Below are 15,914 nucleotides of genomic sequence, written 5' to 3'. Positions count from 1 at the left end.
CGATTAGATCTGCTTTTTCACAGAAACGGTTTTCATCTGTTTGCCTGAGCTTTACAATTGGCTGGCAGAAAAACAATGATTTCTTTCAATCAAAACATGCAACGATGCGACACATTTTATATCTTGATGACTTATCTCATTGCCTTTAAGTCATCCTATCGAGAAAGCGATGGTATTTTATGAACAAAGAAACCCTAAAAAACATACTCATGATTTTTTCAATATGCGCAACCCTCCGAGAAACCGATGGTATGCGCATAGCTGATAGCTGGATTTTGAGTGAGATTATACGATTTTTGATTTGCATGGTTGTGTTTTTTGCCATGACATTTCTATTAGATGCTGTTTTTCCAAACAAAAAAGAGTCACATTAATGTGTGGCTCTTTTTGCATCATCTGATCAGAAACATCATAAATGAATCGATCATCATGATGAAGAACAGCAAGCAAAAATAAATAAGCGAGTAGACAAACATATCCTTTGCCCACTTCACGTCATCGTCTGTTTTGAATCCTTTGATGCTTTTTTTGATCCATATGCCTCCGAGAACCAAGGCGGCTAAGAAATAAAATGGGCTTATATGGCCGGTGCCGAGAGAGAAAGGAAATAATAGCGTGACCGGCACCAGGACGGCAATATATTGCATCATTTTTATTTTTGTTACATGGTTGCCTTTGACTACTGGCAAGAGCGGAATGCCAGCGGCGCGATATTCCTCTTTGCGTCTTATCCCAATCGCCCAAAAATGCGGCGGCTGCCACAGAAACATAATCGTGTACAACAGCACTGCTGGCATACTGAAGTCACCGGTTACGGCACAATACCCCATCAATGGCGGCGCAGCACCTGGAAAGCTCCCGACAAATGTGCTCCACACAGACGTTCGTTTCACCCATACCGTATAGATGATCGCATAAAAAATAAAGGCGGCCAGTCCGAGAAAGGCCGTTAATGGATTGAGGGAATAAAGCATGGCAAGACCTGCGATTCCTAAAACAGAGCCATATGTTAAGATCATGGCTGGCGGCATTTTCCCTGTGACCGAGGCCCTGCTGCGAGTGCGTGCCATTTTTGCGTCCATATGCCGATCAAAATAGTTGTTATAGACAGTGCCGGAAGCCATCACAAACGCGGTTCCCAACATTGCTGTCACCATTGTCATCAAAAAAGCCATGCCGGTTAACGTTTTTTCTGCGCTTGCAAACGCGATCCAAAACCCGCCGAAGGCTGCTATCGAGTTTGATATGATAATGCCGGGTTTTGCAAGTTTGATAAAATCGTAAATGGTTACCCGGTTCGAAGCTTTTATGTATTTTGTTTCAGATATGGCTGCAGAATCCCTTGTATTCTCCAAAAATAGACGCCTCCCCCAAAACTGCATGCTTTTGTTATCGTAACAAGAGGGAGACGGAATCACAATTATTTCCTATATTTGTCATGATATTGTCATTTTTAAAATAAAAAAATGGGGAGCTGGACTGCCCCCATTTTGATATGCGGCGACTAGTAACCGTAACCTCCGCCATATCCTCCGCCATAACCGCCGCCGTAACCGTACCAAGGGTAGTAAGGCGGTCGCGGGCGCGGGTAGTAATAAGGCGGGCGCGGATAAAACGGGTAGAACGGATAATACGGTCTTGGATAATAAGGCGGATAAAATGGCGGTCTCGGACGCGGATAATAATAAGGCTGTCTTTCATCATAAGGGGTAATTTGTTCAAATGGCTGTTCATTCAAAGGGTAATCCAAGAGGAAAACCTCCCTAGCTTTTTTTATTCCTTTTACTATATTCTTGATGCTTAAGTTGGGTGTATGTACATTCATGAAACTCGGTTTTTTTTATGATGAAATTCCTTAAAAAGGATTGACATGAACTTCTAAATCTCATAGTATTACAAATGTGAAATAAATGTTACTACAATGTTACAAAAACATTTCTAAATAGATACAGTCCCAACTGATGAAGAGTAAATCGAAATGGCTACGAAAGAAGGAGTTTTTGTTGTTGGCAAAAAGAATCAAATGGTTTCATGTATTAATAGCAGTTGTATGTGTGGTGGGTCTTATCGGCTTTTTCCATAATCATTCATTGAAAAAAGAAACGGTCATGAATAAAGTAAGAACTGATTCTCAATATGGGAATGTTGAGATCGCAACGCTTGTGAATGACGGGAAAACTTTTAATTACGCGGTTAACTATCCCGTTTTCAAAAATGAAAAAATGGATTCGGCATTAAAAAGATTCGCAGAAAAAGAGGTTCGTCAATTTCAAAAGGAAACAAAAGACGTTGACCAAGAGCATACGACAAAACGCAACGAATTAAATGTTGATTATAAAATTGTCCATTATGCCAAACAGACAGTGGCGATTGTATTTAATGAATATAAATACATCGGCGGGGCACATGGGCAAACCGTGAAAAAAACGTTTAACTATGATTTTAGTAAACAAGCGTTTCTTTCCATTGATGATATTTTCAAAGAGGACGCTGACTACTTACATAAGCTTTCGTTAATCGCTTATCACGAGCTGAAAAAGAATAAGGACATTGCCGCGGACGATGCACTGTTAAAGGAAGGGACGGCTCCGAAAAAAGAAAATTTCAGCCGCTTTGCCATCAAGGAGGATTATATCGAACTTTACTTTGACACATATCAGGTTGCAGCAGGCTATCTTGGAGAGCAATCGATTGCCATTAAGAAAAGTCTTTTGAAAGACATTCTGAAAGAACAATATATTGATAAAGCAAAAAATAAAAATAAAATCAAAGAACAAAAGCCGAAGCATGAAGTGATTTCTTTACCCAAAGAGGAAACGGTTGATCCAAATCAAAAAGTCATTGCGCTTACTTTCGACGACGGCCCGAATCCTGCGACAACAAATCAGATTCTAGACTCCTTGAAGAAATATAAGGGTCATGCCACGTTTTTTGTTTTGGGGAGCAGGGTTCAATATTATCCGGAAACGCTAATAAGAATGCTGAAAGAAGGAAATGAGGTGGGGAACCATTCTTGGAGCCATCCGCTTCTCACAAGGCTTTCAGTGAAAGAAGCGTTAAAGCAGATCAATGATACGCAAGACATCATTGAAAAAATAAGCGGATACCGTCCGACGCTTGTAAGACCCCCATACGGCGGCATTAATGATGAACTGCGGAGTCAAATGAAAATGGATGTTGCGTTATGGGATGTTGACCCGGAAGATTGGAAAGACCGTAACAAAAAAACAATCGTTGACCGTGTCATGAATCAGGCGGGAGATGGAAGAACCATTTTGATTCACGATATTTACCGCACCTCTGCTGATGCGGCCGATGAAATTATGAAAAAGCTCACCGATCAAGGCTATCAATTGGTGACAGTTTCTCAGCTTGAAGAGGTTAAAAAACAAAGAGAAGCGAAATAAATTAAAAAAGGCTGTCCGTACGGACAGCCTTTTTTCTATTTAATAAGAGCCTGTGGTGGCCCAAACATTTAAGTTTGGTCCTGAATATTTGCCGAAAGCGTAAGAAGTCCTTGGATCTAAATCATATACCATCGGTGTATAGCAAGACTTTTGGCCGGCCACCGCTTTTCCATTGCCGCCTGCAGAATCACAATTATATCTCTTGCCGTCCGTGTTTCGGGTAATCTCCGCATTTGCTTCAAAGCCAGACGTCAATGTATTATTCATCGTGATTTTTGCCCAAGCCGTTTTACATGTACTGCTGAATTTAAGCTCGACTACTCCGATGACTTGATTGCTTGCATTCACTAAGTTTGAGGATTTTTTTGTAGAGCCGCTGGACGCACAATCATTGTAATAAGGGCTTTTTCCATCGTAGGCATGGGTTTCCGCATTGGCGGGTACACCTTTGACGGCAAAAACAAATACTACTGCGAATAACACCAATGAAGCCTTCGTAAACAGTCTTTTCATATCCTTTATGACCTCCTTAATATGGCAAACAATAAATCATACGGAGGAACAATCAAAACATGCATGCTTTTTTGTGAACAATAAAGGCGGCCGGGAGGATGGAGTTATTGGCCGCCTTTGGTGTGAGGTTAAGCTTTTACATCAATGGTTTGTCCGAGAGTCGGATGCTGAATCATCTTTAAGGTTTGATCGGCATTTTGCTGGGCGGTGTCCAGCATTTTTTTCGTTAAAGCGATATTAACATTCTGGGCAAGGGATGCTTGATGCATCGCAACTGATAAAGCAGGAATATCCATCGTTCCACCTCCTATGCCTTACCTATCGGCGGCTTTGTATCATTTTACAGTGAAAAATGGCTTAATTTCTCCTGTTGACCCTTACGCTAGAGCATACCGTATGTTTTTGACAAGGAGGGAATCAGGATGAATCTTGTAATGGAAAAGACCTTTGAGCAATACGAAAAGCTGTTTTCAATGGAAGAACAGAAAAGAGAAGATGAATTTCGGTATACGATGATGAGGCCGTTTGAAAAGATGTGGACTGCCATCCAAGTTCCGCTGAAAGCGAAGGAGCCAAACGGCTATGATGTGATCATGGCTGCGAAAATGCTGGGCTATTTGGATGTCCGTGATGCTGAAAGCGGGCAGAAAGCACTGCAAATACTGAAAGAATCACATGTTTCAGAGACAGCTGAGTCTGCACTTCGGCAATGCATATTTTTTGCTGAGCGCGAACAGCTGCGGGTGAATGCAGAGGAGATCAAATTCGGCCTTTATATCGCTGATCCAAATAAACTTCAGCTGCAAAAAGGTCACTGCGGGTTTGGCGGGATACCGGGCTTTATTCATGTATGGATTGATCCGAACCGTTATAACCTGCCAAGGATTCCTTCAATTATTGCTCATGAATTTCATCATAATGTGCGGTTTTCGTATATAGATTTTCATCATGGCTCTGTAAGTGTCGGGGATTATCTTGTGATTGAAGGATTGGCGGAATCATTCGCCAGAGAGCTGTTTGGCACGGAACGATTGGGCCCTTGGGTAACTCGTTTTGATCATGAGGATTTGCAATATTCCATTGATGTGATTAATGAGGTGTTGGATGTGAAAGGATTTTCGGAAGTCAGCCGTTATATGTTTGATGATCCAATTGCTAACGACCAAGGCTTTAAGCCTGCAGGTTTATCGGCTTTTGCGGGTTATGCAGTTGGCTATCATGCCGTTCAGTCATTTATGAATCAACATCATATCACGATAAGCGAGGCCACGCGTTTGGATGCGAAGACCATTCTTTCTCAGTGCGGATTGTTTTCCAAATGAAAAAAAGCGTCACATACAGCGGCGCTTTTTGATTCCCAAAACCAGCAGTTCTATGGCGGCACAGGCGGCAATTCCGATTGTATATGCTTCGATATCGCTCCATAAAAAACCGTACCCCAGTACAAGTCCGCCAAGAGAAGTATCCCTAATCTGATCGATCCATTCGGCATGATAGAGCTGGCTGAATTCAATGACAAAACAGAAAGAAAGACTGATAATGCCCGTTATCATTGTCTTCAGCTTCCGAAATAGAAATCCGCATCCCGTAAAGATCATGGCGGCCCACAACGAGTCCCCAAGATAAGTATTGAGGGTATCAGGAAGAACCCTGGAGTATGCTCTGGATCCAAGCCCCAGCCCAATGATCAGTAAGGTGAAAACTGCATATATCCAACGATTTCGCTTCATTGCGAATTGATACCCCGTCTCTGCTTCATCTCCCTGTATTGTAAGGAATATAGCTTTTATTTGTCCACTAAAAAAGCGGCTGAATAGCCGCGTAGGGTGTTTATTTTGCTTTTAGGTTTACATGGTCGGCTGTCTGATCCGTGCCTATTACAAAATGGAGTTCATAGCGGCCTGTATCATATACATAATCGATTTCATCGGTAAACGGGACGGTTAACACCCGATTTGCTGGCCCTAATTGCTTCTGCAGCACTTCCGGCGTAACTCCGCCTAAATTCAGCTGCCGTTCCACACCGGTTCCAAAGTAGCGGATTTCTGAAATTGTCATGTCTTTATGATAGGAAAATCCGTAGCCCGGCTGTCCCATATTCCAGTGATATAAATCAAATCGATTGTCTCCCCCGACTGGTCTTTCCGGTTCCCCAAACGCAGCGTGGACATCCCCTTTTGTGCTTTTGTTAATGGTAAGGCCTTGCGCCTGCTGAGGCATTTCCCCTTTATAGGCGGTGTTATAGAGGTTTTTGACAAGCTCGGCGGCTGATTGATTCGTGTTTTCTGAGAGTGTGTTTGTTTGAGCTGCGGCCTTTGCAGGTGCTGAAAAGGACGCAGCCCCAAAGCCGGTAAAACAGCTTGTTACTGCTGCCGCAGCGGTAATAGCAGACATTGTCTTTTTCATGTTGATCCCTCCTTATTGATCTACCATCCCGTTTCCCGGTGTTAGTGCAATAAAACATGTGAGTGCGCTTTGTATGTTTTATTGAGTTGTTGTAAGGGAACTGAAATAGGTAATTCGGTATATAAAGCAAGAAAGGGGAATGGAGATGCCTGGCAAGAAAAAAATCACAATAAACGGCGTTGAAATGGAAGCGTCCGAGGAACAGACGGTGCTGCAGCTTTTGAATAACAGCTCGATTGAAGTGCCGCAAGTTTGCTATCATCCAAGCTTAGGGCCGATTGAAACATGTGATACGTGCATCGTCAGCATCAATGGTGAGCTGAAGAGGTCGTGCTCCGCTGAATTAAAGGATGGGGATATCATTGATACGCTCTCATCTGACGTGAAAAAAGCGCAGGTCATCGGGATGGACAAGATTTTATATAATCATGAGCTTTATTGTACAGTTTGCGATTACAACAATGGGGGATGCGAAATACATAATACGGTGAAGGAAATGAAAATCAATCACCAAAGCATTCCGTTTGATCACAAGCCATACCATAAGGATGAATCCCATCCGTTTTATCGTTATGATCCAGATCAATGTATTTTGTGCGGACGCTGTGTTGAGGCATGCCAGGACGTTCAGGTAACTGAAACGCTGACCATTGACTGGGAGCGGAAACGCCCGCGCGTCATTTGGGATAACGACGTGCCGATCAATGAGTCCTCATGTGTGTCATGCGGCCATTGTTCAACGGTCTGTCCGTGCAACGCGATGATGGAAAAAGGAATGGAAGGGGAAGCCGGATATTTAACAGGCATCAATAACGAAACGCTGCGACCGATGATCGAGATCACGAAAGGCGTAGAGACAGGCTACGGCTCGATTCTCGCGATTTCTGATATGGAATCTGCTATGCGTGATGAACGAATCAAAAAAACGAAAACCGTCTGCACGTATTGCGGCGTCGGCTGCAGCTTTGATGTCTGGACAAAGGGCAGAGACATTCTGAAAGTAGAGCCGCAGGAGGAAGCGCCAGCCAACGGCATTTCTACTTGTGTGAAAGGCAAGTTCGGCTGGGATTTCGTTAACAGCGAAGAACGCCTGACAAAGCCGCTGATCCGTGAAGGTGACCATTTTCGTGAAGCAGAGTGGGAGGAGGCGTTATCGCTGATCGCCAGCAAGTTCACGGAATTAAAAGAGGCGTTTGGCCCGGATTCTCTCGCTTTTATTACATCTTCTAAATGTACAAATGAAGAATCCTATCTTATGCAAAAGCTGGCCAGAGGGGTCATTGGCACAAATAATGTGGACAACTGCTCTCGCTATTGCCAATCTCCTGCGACTGCCGGCCTGTTCCGGACAGTCGGCTATGGCGGTGATTCAGGATCAATTACAGATATCGCGCAAGCGGACCTTGTTTTGATTATCGGTTCGAACACGTCTGAGTCGCATCCAGTCTTATCCACTCGCATTAAACGGGCTCATAAGCTAAGAGGGCAGAAAGTGATCGTCGCGGATATCAGAAAACACGAAATGGCAGAACGCTCCGATTTATTTGTCCAGCCGCGTGCCGGATCGGATATCGTCTGGCTGAATGCGATCGCCAAATATTTAATAGAAAACGGCAAGGCCGATGAACGATTTTTGAGAGAAAGAGTGAACGGACGAAATGAATATGTAAAAAGCCTCGCGCCGTACACACTTGAATATGCTGAGGAGAAAACCGGGATTGATCGAGAAACCCTTATCCAAATGGCAGAGATGATCGGGCAAGCTGACAGTGTGTGCGCCTTGTGGGCGATGGGCGTGACACAGCACATTGGAGGAAGCGACACGAGCACGGCGATCTCTAACCTGCTGCTTGTGACAGGAAACTACGGAAAACCGGGAGCAGGTTCTTACCCATTGCGCGGCCATAATAACGTGCAGGGAGCAAGTGACTTCGGAAGCATGCCTGACAGAATGCCGGGCTATGAAAAAGTGACGGACGAACAAGTCCGCCAAAAATACGAGCGGGCGTGGGGCGTGCCGCTGCCGAAGGAGCCGGGTATGACCAACCACGAAATGATTGAAAAAATCCATTCCGGACAGCTGAAAGCGATGTATGTAAAAGGTGAAGAAATGGGCTTGGTGGATTCCAACATCAATCATGTACACGCCGCATATGAAAAGCTTGATTTCTTTGTGGTGCAGGACATTTTCCTTTCACGTACAGCGGAGTTTGCTGATGTGGTTCTTCCTGCGAGCCCAAGCCTTGAAAAAGAAGGAACCTTTACAAACACAGAACGCCGGATTCAGCGTTTGTATCAGGTGTTTGAACCGCTGGGCGAATCAAAGCCGGATTGGCAGATTATTATGGAGGTTGCCAATAAGCTTGGCGCCGACTGGCACTATAAGCATCCTGCAGACATTATGGAAGAAGCAGCCAAGCTGTCGCCGATTTATGCCGGTGTCACCTATGAACGTCTTGAAGGCTATAATTCCCTGCAATGGCCTGTAAACGCTGATGGAAAGGATTCGCCTTTACTCTTTACAGAGCGCTTCCCTTTCCCGGACGGCAGGGCCATTCTCTACCCTGTCCAGTGGACAGAGCCTGAGGAATTCGGTGAGGAATATGATATCCATGTCAACAATGGGCGGCTCTTGGAGCATTTCCACGAAGGGAACCTGACTTACAAATCAAAAGGGATTTCGGAGAAAACACCGGAAGTGTTCTTAGAAATTTCTCCTGAGCTTGCGGCAGAACGAGGGATTCAGGACGGAACCCTCGTCAGACTCACATCGCCTTTCGGAAATGTCAAAGTGAAGTGCCTGATTACTAATCGAGTCAAAGGGAAGGAAGTATATCTGCCAATGAACGATTCAGGGGAAGCGGCGATCAACCTGTTAACAGGCAGCCATGCCGATAAGGATACCGATACGCCTGCTTACAAAGAAACATCGGCCAAGATGGAAATTTTGAAGCACGACGGAATCAGCCCGCTGCCTAAGATCAACCACCGCAACGGCAATCCGCAGCCGCAAATCGGTGTGCAGGTTCAAAAGAAATGGGCGCGGAAGGATTATATTTTCCCTGGTGACGCTGTGAAAAGGGGGATGGGCCATAATGGCTAAAGCGATTAAACAAATCCAGAAAATCGAGGTAACCGAGGAGGATCAGCGAAAGCGTGATTTGCGGGAAATTGAAGATGCTCTAGTTGATCACAAAGAAGCGATTCTCGAAACCTTGCATATGCTGGGCCATATGAACGAGCGCGGTGTCCTGCCGTTGCTCCGCGGCCTTTTTGGCCAAGGGGATAAAGTTCTTGATATTCTGGTGAAAAAGGCAGATACAGAGGAAACAGCCAATACGCTGAAAAATCTGCTTCTTCTGTTTGGGACACTCGGCATGCTGGACGTGAAGCAGCTGGAGCCTCTCATTTTGAAAATGAATGCGGGTGTGGCAAGCGCTGTAGAGCAGAAAAACAGCGAAGAAAAGACAGGTTATTTTGATATTATCCGCTCGCTAAAAGACCCGGAAATCAACAAATCAATTACACTGCTCTTTTCCTTTTTAAAAGGAATGGGACAAGATACAAAGGAGCTGGAACGCACGACGCAGCCTCCGGAACACCAAAAACATCATCAGGAACCCCGAGAGAAAAGAGGAATGAACAAGCGAGATTGACCTCCTGCCCGAGCGGCTTCAGCCAGCTCGGGTTTTTTTATGAGGTGAGTCTTAGGAACTAGGATGAAATATCTAATTCAGAAACAAGACAAAGTAGCTTTGATTTTGGAAAAATGAAATGACAGCATAGGTCCGTCCAGTATTTTTTCAGTAGAGGATAGATATCTATATCATTGGCTGACCTATAATATGACTGGAAATGATAGAGTAATTTGTTACTTTGTTCTCTGTTAAGAAAAGGAAAAGCGTGATTATAATAGAAAACGATTACTTTAGATGGAGGAACAGCAATGAAAAAAGCATTATTCATTTTGTTTGTGCTAGCGATTGGCTTTGCGCTTTCTGCGTGCAGCAAGTCAAGTGATGCGTCAGCTGAGCAAAAGACAGCAAAGAAAGAAGCAACAGCAACGGAAAAGAAAACAGAGGAAAAAAACGAAACCAAAACGGATGAAAAGGTGCATAAAGTAGGCGAAACTTTTAAAGCTTCCAGCACAAATTTCTCGGTTAATAAAGTATATACGACGGCAGAACAAGGTGAATATAAGGCGAAAATAGGAGATAAAGAAAAAACAATAAATCAAAAGGAAGAATTTTTAATAGCTGAGGTAACGATCGAAAATACAAGCGACAAGCCTTTCAATTATACGAGTGGCGGTTTTGAATTGAAAGACAGCAAGGATCAATCGATCAGAGCAAACATAGTATCTACTGCTGACCTGAAAACAAGCCTAAAATCAGGGAAGTTAGCCTCGGGTAAAAAGGTAACAGGCACAGTCAGTTTTGTGATTCCAAAAGGAGAAAAAAACCTTACTCTATCATATAATCCATCATTTTTAAATTTTGAAACAGAGGATATTACATATTTGGTAAAATTGAATTAAGGTATCTTTTGAGCATGTCACCGGAAGATCGGAGCATGCTTTTTTTATTTCAAAGAGACTTATGGTATAAAATGGTAGTGAGGTGATCGATTATGCAAACCAAATGGCTGGAACGGGTACAGCGGATTCGGGCGATCGCACAGGGCGGGCTTGCTTTTTCCAAGGATGTGTACGACAGGGAGAGGTACGAAGAGCTAATGAAGCTCAGCGCGGAAATGATGGCGGATTACTCGGAGAAGGAGATTGAAGTCATCACTGATTTATGGCAAGGCGAGAAAGGCTATCCGACACCGAAAGCGGATGTGCGCGGCGCAGTATTCCGAGAGAATCAGATTTTGCTTGTCCGGGAGAAGCATGATGAGCTGTGGTCGCTCCCGGGTGGATTTTGCGAGATTGGTTTATCGCCAGCTGAAAACGTCGTCAAGGAAATCAAAGAAGAGTCGGGGTATGATACAGAGCCGTCTCGATTGCTGGCCGTGCTAGACAGCCAAAAACACTCTCATCCCCCTCAGCCTTATCACTATTATAAAATCTTCATCGCATGCAGCATTACGGGCGGGCAGGGGGAAACAGGGATTGAGACGAATCATGCCGCTTTTTTTCCGGAAGACAGACTCCCGCCGCTTTCTCCCAAACGAAACACCCCCTCACAGCTTAGCATGCTGTTTGACTTTTTGCGCCATCCGGACAAGAAAACGATATTTGACTAAAAAAGAAAGAGCCTGTGGGCTCTTTCTTTTTTATAATGTAATGTGTTTTTCGTTGGCGAGTTTCAGAAGGGTCAAAATAGAATCGGCTTGTTTATGGCCGAGTTTTTGCTTTAATTTGTTTTCTTCAACTAATCGGCTGCCATAAATTTTGACAGAGGCTTTGTCGACGACAGTATGCCAGTTTTCCTGTTTTTTTCCCTCAACAAGCGGTTTTTCATGTCTCTCAGAAAAAGAGAACACAAACAGTACGAATGCAAGTGAAAGTAGGATGCCGACAACTTGTTTTTTGTAATTAGTCTGTGCTGCCACGTTGTTCTCTCCTTCACCTTTTACCTTCTATTTAATCATAGAATCAGCTTATTTTACATAATGGGAAAGTCATTTTTGGAGTTAGTGCATTTGGTTGAAAACAGAGACGTTTTTTGAGCGGAGCGGTGCAATTGAATCCATATTGGCTTTGCGTGCTTATGCCTAAGGTCACGTTGTGAGCCAAAACAGCAGTGCAGAATAGAAAAAAATTGAAAGATTATGGTAAGATGAACGAAATTCGAGGGGGAATATATGATGCCTGCATCAAACATCGTGATCGCCTGCCTGCTGTTATCAATTTAATTATTTGTGGTAGTCCCTCTCTTTTTCGAAAGCGGGAGGTGAAGTGGAACATTAATTGCTGAATTCTTTCAAGGGGAGTGACCGTACATGAATGTGTTAAACCGCCGGCAAGCCTTGCAGCGAGCGCTGCTCAATGGGAAAAACAAACAGGATGCGTATCATCCGTTTCCATGGTACGAATCGATGAGAAAGGATGCGCCTGTTTCCTTTGATGAAGAAAACCAAGTGTGGAGCGTTTTTCTTTATGATGATGTCAAAAAAGTTGTTGGGGATAAAGAGCTGTTTTCCAGTTACATGCCGCAGCAGACAAGCTCTATTGGAAATTCCATCATTAACATGGACCCGCCGAAGCATACAAAAATCCGTTCAGTCGTGAATAAAGCCTTTACTCCGCGCGTGATGAAGCAATGGGAACCGAGAATTCAAGAAATCACAGATGAACTGATTCAAAAATGTCAGGGGCGCAGTGAGTTTGACCTTGTTCACGATTTTTCATACCCGCTTCCGGTTATTGTGATATCTGAGCTGCTGGGAGTGCCTTCAGCGCATATGGATCAGTTTAAAGCATGGTCTGATCTTCTGGTCAGTACACCGAAGGATAAAAGTGAAGAAGCTGAAAAAGCCTTTTTGGAAGAACGAGATAAGTGTGAGGAAGAACTGGCTGCGTTTTTTGCCGGCATCATAGAAGAAAAGCGAAACAAACCGGCACAGGATATTATTTCTATTTTAGTGAAAGCGGAAGAAACAGGCGAGAAGCTGTCCGGTGAAGAGCTGATTCCGTTTTGCACGCTGCTGCTGGTGGCCGGAAATGAAACCACTACAAACCTGATTTCAAATGCGATGTACAGCATATTAGAAACGCCAGGCGTTTACGAGGAACTGCGCAGCCATCCTGAACTGATGCCTCAGGCAGTGGAGGAAGCCTTGCGTTTCAGAGCGCCCGCCCCGGTTTTGAGGCGCATTGCCAAGCGGGATACGGAAATCGGGGGGCACCTGATTAAAGAAGGTGATATGGTTTTGGCGTTTGTGGCATCGGCAAATCGTGATGAAGCAAAGTTTGATAGACCGCACATGTTTGATATCCGCCGCCATCCTAATCCGCATATTGCGTTTGGCCATGGCATCCATTTTTGCCTTGGGGCTCCGCTTGCCCGTCTTGAAGCAAATATCGCGTTAACGTCTTTGATTTCTGCTTTTCCTCATATGGAGTGCGTCAGTATCACTCCGATTGAAAACAGTGTGATATACGGATTAAAGAGCTTCCGTGTGAAAATGTAATAGATAAGGAGACTGGAGATTCATGAAAAAGTACCATATTTCGATGATCAATATCCCGGCGTACGGACATGTCAATCCTACGCTTGCTTTAGTAGAGAAGCTTTGTGAGAAAGGGCACCGTGTCACGTACGCGACGACTGAGGAGTTTGCGCCCGCTGTTCAGCAAGCCGGTGGCGAAGCATTGATCTATCATACATCCTTGAATATTGATCCTAAGCAAATCAGGGAGATGATGGAAAAGAATGACGCGCCCCTCAGCCTTTTGAAAGAATCACTCAGCATTCTGCCGCAGCTTGAGGAGTTATATAAGGATGATCAGCCTGATCTGATCATCTATGACTTTGTTGCGCTGGCTGGTAAATTGTTTGCTGAAAAGCTTAATGTTCCGGTCATTAAGCTCTGTTCGTCATATGCCCAAAATGAATCCTTTCAGTTAGGAAATGAAGACATGCTGAAGAAAATAAAAGAAGCAGAGGCTGAATTTAAAGCCTACTTGGAGCAAGAGAAGTTGCCGGCTGTTTCATTTGAACAGTTAGCTGTGCCGGAAGCATTAAATATTGTCTTTATGCCGAAGTCTTTTCAGATTCAGCATGAGACGTTCGATGACCGTTTCTGTTTTGTCGGCCCCTCTCTCGGAGAACGAAAGGAACAAGAAGGCCTGTTTATTGACAAGGATGATCGCCCGCTTATGCTGATTTCTTTGGGTACGGCGTTTAACGCATGGCCGGAATTTTACAAGATGTGCATCAAGGCATTTCGGGATTCTTCATGGCAAGTGATCATGTCGGTTGGGAAAACGATTGATCCAGAAAGCTTGGAGGATATTCCTGCTAACTTTACCATTCGCCAAAGTGTGCCGCAGCTTGAGGTGTTAGAGAAAGCTGATTTGTTCATCTCTCATGGCGGGATGAACAGTACGATGGAAGCGATGAACGCAGGTGTGCCGCTTGTCGTCATTCCGCAAATGTATGAGCAAGAGCTCACTGCAAATCGGGTTGATGAATTAGGCCTTGGCGTTTATTTGCCGAAAGAGGAAGTGACTGTTTCCAGCCTGCAGGAAGCGGTTCAGGCTGTATCCAGTGATCAAGAGCTGCTCAGCCGCGTCAAGAATATGCAAAAAGATGTAAAAGAAGCTGGCGGAGCGGAGCGTGCGGCAGCTGAGATTGAAGCGTTTATGAAAAAATCCGCTGTCCCGCAGTAAAAACATAAAAACCGAAATCAATTTGATTTCGGTTTTCTGTTTAAATATTTTTTTTCATCCCGCATCTCCGGCATTCTCTAAGAAATTTTCCGCCTTTTACAGAGCTTTTGAACAGTGTGTAATCACAGTTGTCGCAGCGCCCGCTGCGGGCGTCCGGATATTCATTGAATTCGTAAACGATCGATGTATCGTAGCCTTTTGTTTCATATTCTTCTTTTTTTGTTTCCATGTCGATCCTCCGTTACAAGACGTGTCTGCTGTTTATCTTACAGCAAGCTTCCGGCGTATTCAATGGATTTTAGGGGTTTTGGTTTATCTTGATTTCTCCCTTGGTTTGCGCCAAAATAGCTTTATTAAGCTTATATACATAAAAAGCCTATGCAAAGAGGAGAGGAAACGGATATGGGAAAAGGGTTACTTGGAAAACGTGTGGCAATCGGTGGCTCACGAAAAACGGAAGAAATCAGTACAATCATTGAAAAACAGGGCGGAATACCTGTCATCCGGACTCTCCAAGGTACAGTTTACTTAGCAGAGGAGCAGGTGGAGCCGGATTTGCGGACGTTTGTGGAGGGAAAAAAAGCTGACTGGGTCATTTTCACGACAGGCATCGGGCTGGAGACTCTTGTTGATGTGGCAGAGAAAATTGGGCTGAAAGATGAGTTTCTGCAGGCCATTCGCCAAGCGAAAGCGGCATGCAGGGGATACAAAACGCTGTCTGTGTTGAAAAAGCTTGGGATCACACCGGAAGCTTCGGATGAAGACGGGACAACAAGAGGCTTAATCCGTTCTTTGGAGCCTCACGACTTTTCAGGAAAAACAGTCCTGGTGCAGCTTCATGGCGAAAAAGCGCCGGCTCTCATGGCATTTCTTGAAGAAAAAGGCGCGTCTGTCCTGCCGATTCTGCCTTATCAGCACATCCCGCCGGAGGAGGAAACGGTGGAGCGGTTATGCCGAGAGCTGATGAACGGTGAGATCGATGCCGTTTGTTTTACAACGGCCATTCAGGTTCGTTCCCTGTTTGATTTTGCTAAGGGGCGAGGTTATATCAATGAAGTGAAGAAGGTATTCGAAGAACGCGCCATCGCAGCTGCTGTCGGAAAAGTTACTGCTGAAGCACTGCGGGAAGAGGGCATTACGAGACTGCTTGCGCCAGAGATTGAGCGGATGGGTGCGATGATTGTTGAGCTGGCCAAGTATTATGAAGAAAAGGAATAACAAGTACAAAAAGCCGCTTTTCCCTCGGAAAG

Annotated in this window: 17 protein-coding genes; 9 read left to right on the top strand and 8 right to left on the bottom strand. The window is 44.5% G+C overall.

All coding sequences use genetic code 11. The annotated features are described in order from the left end of the window. Nucleotides 1-392: 392 nt before the first annotated feature. Nucleotides 393-1,382 carry a heme o synthase gene (cyoE, locus tag ACZ07B_RS10155; protein ID WP_217002672.1) on the bottom strand — a complete coding sequence of 330 codons (990 nt, stop codon included), beginning with the start codon at nt 1,380-1,382 and terminating at the stop codon, nt 393-395. 122 nt (nt 1,383-1,504) lie between these two features. Continuing rightward, nucleotides 1,505-1,750 (bottom strand): spore coat protein CotT, encoded by a 246-nt coding sequence (gene cotT / locus ACZ07B_RS10150; protein WP_029946224.1) that lies wholly within the window; start codon nt 1,748-1,750, stop codon nt 1,505-1,507. Between the two features lie 253 nt (nt 1,751-2,003). Between cotT and pdaC the strand changes: the two genes are divergently transcribed. Further along, nucleotides 2,004-3,407: a peptidoglycan-N-acetylmuramic acid deacetylase PdaC gene (gene pdaC / locus ACZ07B_RS10145; protein WP_038428808.1), complete on the top strand. Its 1,404-nt coding sequence runs from the start codon at nt 2,004-2,006 to the stop codon at nt 3,405-3,407. Between the two features lie 39 nt (nt 3,408-3,446). Here pdaC and ACZ07B_RS10140 read toward each other — a convergent pair whose 3' ends face one another. Then, on the bottom strand, nt 3,447-3,920 hold the full coding sequence (locus ACZ07B_RS10140) for a YjfA family protein (RefSeq protein WP_014663593.1): 474 nt from the start codon (nt 3,918-3,920) through the stop codon (nt 3,447-3,449). A 128-nt stretch (nt 3,921-4,048) separates the two neighbouring features. Further along, nucleotides 4,049-4,216 carry a YjfB family protein gene (locus tag ACZ07B_RS10135; RefSeq protein ID WP_014476499.1) on the bottom strand — a complete coding sequence of 56 codons (168 nt, stop codon included), beginning with the start codon at nt 4,214-4,216 and terminating at the stop codon, nt 4,049-4,051. Nucleotides 4,217-4,342: 126 nt separating this feature from the next. On the opposite strand from ACZ07B_RS10135, the gene ACZ07B_RS10130 reads away from it, so the two are divergent. Further along, the gene (locus ACZ07B_RS10130) at nt 4,343-5,242 is read left to right on the top strand and encodes a DUF2268 domain-containing putative Zn-dependent protease (protein ID WP_217019717.1); all 900 of its coding nucleotides are present in this window, start codon (nt 4,343-4,345) and stop codon (nt 5,240-5,242) included. Nucleotides 5,243-5,251: 9 nt separating this feature from the next. On the opposite strand, the gene ACZ07B_RS10125 is transcribed toward ACZ07B_RS10130, so the two are convergent. Beyond that, a complete protein-coding gene (locus tag ACZ07B_RS10125) occupies nt 5,252-5,650 on the bottom strand; it encodes a ribosomal maturation YjgA family protein (RefSeq protein ID WP_086344587.1) in 399 nt (132 codons plus the stop codon). Nucleotides 5,651-5,750: 100 nt separating this feature from the next. Then, nucleotides 5,751-6,326 (bottom strand): YjgB family protein, encoded by a 576-nt coding sequence (locus tag ACZ07B_RS10120; RefSeq protein WP_014476503.1) that lies wholly within the window; start codon nt 6,324-6,326, stop codon nt 5,751-5,753. A 145-nt stretch (nt 6,327-6,471) separates the two neighbouring features. Here ACZ07B_RS10120 and fdhF point away from each other — a divergent pair, with 145 nt between their 5' ends. The 4 genes from fdhF to ACZ07B_RS10100 all read left to right on the top strand — a co-directional run bounded on the left by fdhF (nt 6,472) and on the right by ACZ07B_RS10100 (nt 11,573). Then, complete coding sequence (gene fdhF, locus ACZ07B_RS10115; protein ID WP_406901279.1) at nt 6,472-9,429, top strand: formate dehydrogenase subunit alpha; 2,958 nt, start codon at nt 6,472-6,474, stop codon at nt 9,427-9,429. Then, nucleotides 9,422-9,982, top strand: a complete 561-nt coding sequence (locus ACZ07B_RS10110; protein WP_129092399.1) for a helical membrane plugin domain-containing protein — start codon at nt 9,422-9,424, stop codon at nt 9,980-9,982. Before fdhF ends, ACZ07B_RS10110 begins: the two co-directional genes overlap by 8 nt. Nucleotides 9,983-10,272: 290 nt before the next feature. Further along, complete coding sequence (locus ACZ07B_RS10105; RefSeq protein ID WP_042974206.1) at nt 10,273-10,863, top strand: DUF4352 domain-containing protein; 591 nt, start codon at nt 10,273-10,275, stop codon at nt 10,861-10,863. A 92-nt stretch (nt 10,864-10,955) separates the two neighbouring features. Continuing rightward, the gene (locus ACZ07B_RS10100) at nt 10,956-11,573 is read left to right on the top strand and encodes an NUDIX hydrolase (protein ID WP_042974209.1); all 618 of its coding nucleotides are present in this window, start codon (nt 10,956-10,958) and stop codon (nt 11,571-11,573) included. Nucleotides 11,574-11,603: 30 nt separating this feature from the next. Here the strand turns inward: ACZ07B_RS10100 and ACZ07B_RS10095 are convergent, their stop codons facing one another. Next, nucleotides 11,604-11,882 carry a hypothetical protein gene (locus ACZ07B_RS10095; protein WP_042974212.1) on the bottom strand — a complete coding sequence of 93 codons (279 nt, stop codon included), beginning with the start codon at nt 11,880-11,882 and terminating at the stop codon, nt 11,604-11,606. 390 nt (nt 11,883-12,272) lie between these two features. On the opposite strand from ACZ07B_RS10095, the gene yjiB reads away from it, so the two are divergent. Both yjiB and ACZ07B_RS10085 read left to right on the top strand, forming a co-directional pair. Next, a complete protein-coding gene (gene yjiB / locus ACZ07B_RS10090; protein WP_015252307.1) occupies nt 12,273-13,463 on the top strand; it encodes a monooxygenase YjiB in 1,191 nt (396 codons plus the stop codon). Between the two features lie 22 nt (nt 13,464-13,485). Beyond that, nucleotides 13,486-14,664, top strand: coding sequence for a glycosyltransferase (locus ACZ07B_RS10085; protein WP_042974217.1), 1,179 nt, complete (start codon nt 13,486-13,488; stop codon nt 14,662-14,664). Nucleotides 14,665-14,704: 40 nt separating this feature from the next. On the opposite strand, the gene ACZ07B_RS10080 is transcribed toward ACZ07B_RS10085, so the two are convergent. Beyond that, nucleotides 14,705-14,893 (bottom strand): hypothetical protein, encoded by a 189-nt coding sequence (locus ACZ07B_RS10080; protein ID WP_003232781.1) that lies wholly within the window; start codon nt 14,891-14,893, stop codon nt 14,705-14,707. 173 nt (nt 14,894-15,066) lie between these two features. Between ACZ07B_RS10080 and ACZ07B_RS10075 the strand changes: the two genes are divergently transcribed. Continuing rightward, complete coding sequence (locus ACZ07B_RS10075) at nt 15,067-15,882, top strand: uroporphyrinogen-III synthase (protein WP_217019715.1); 816 nt, start codon at nt 15,067-15,069, stop codon at nt 15,880-15,882. Nucleotides 15,883-15,914 lie beyond the last annotated feature (32 nt).

It is taken from the genome of Bacillus sp. 9.4 (genome assembly GCF_055486415.1).
The sequence above is the reverse complement of the archived record's forward strand: the minus strand, read 5'-3'. Positions and strand labels throughout refer to the sequence as shown.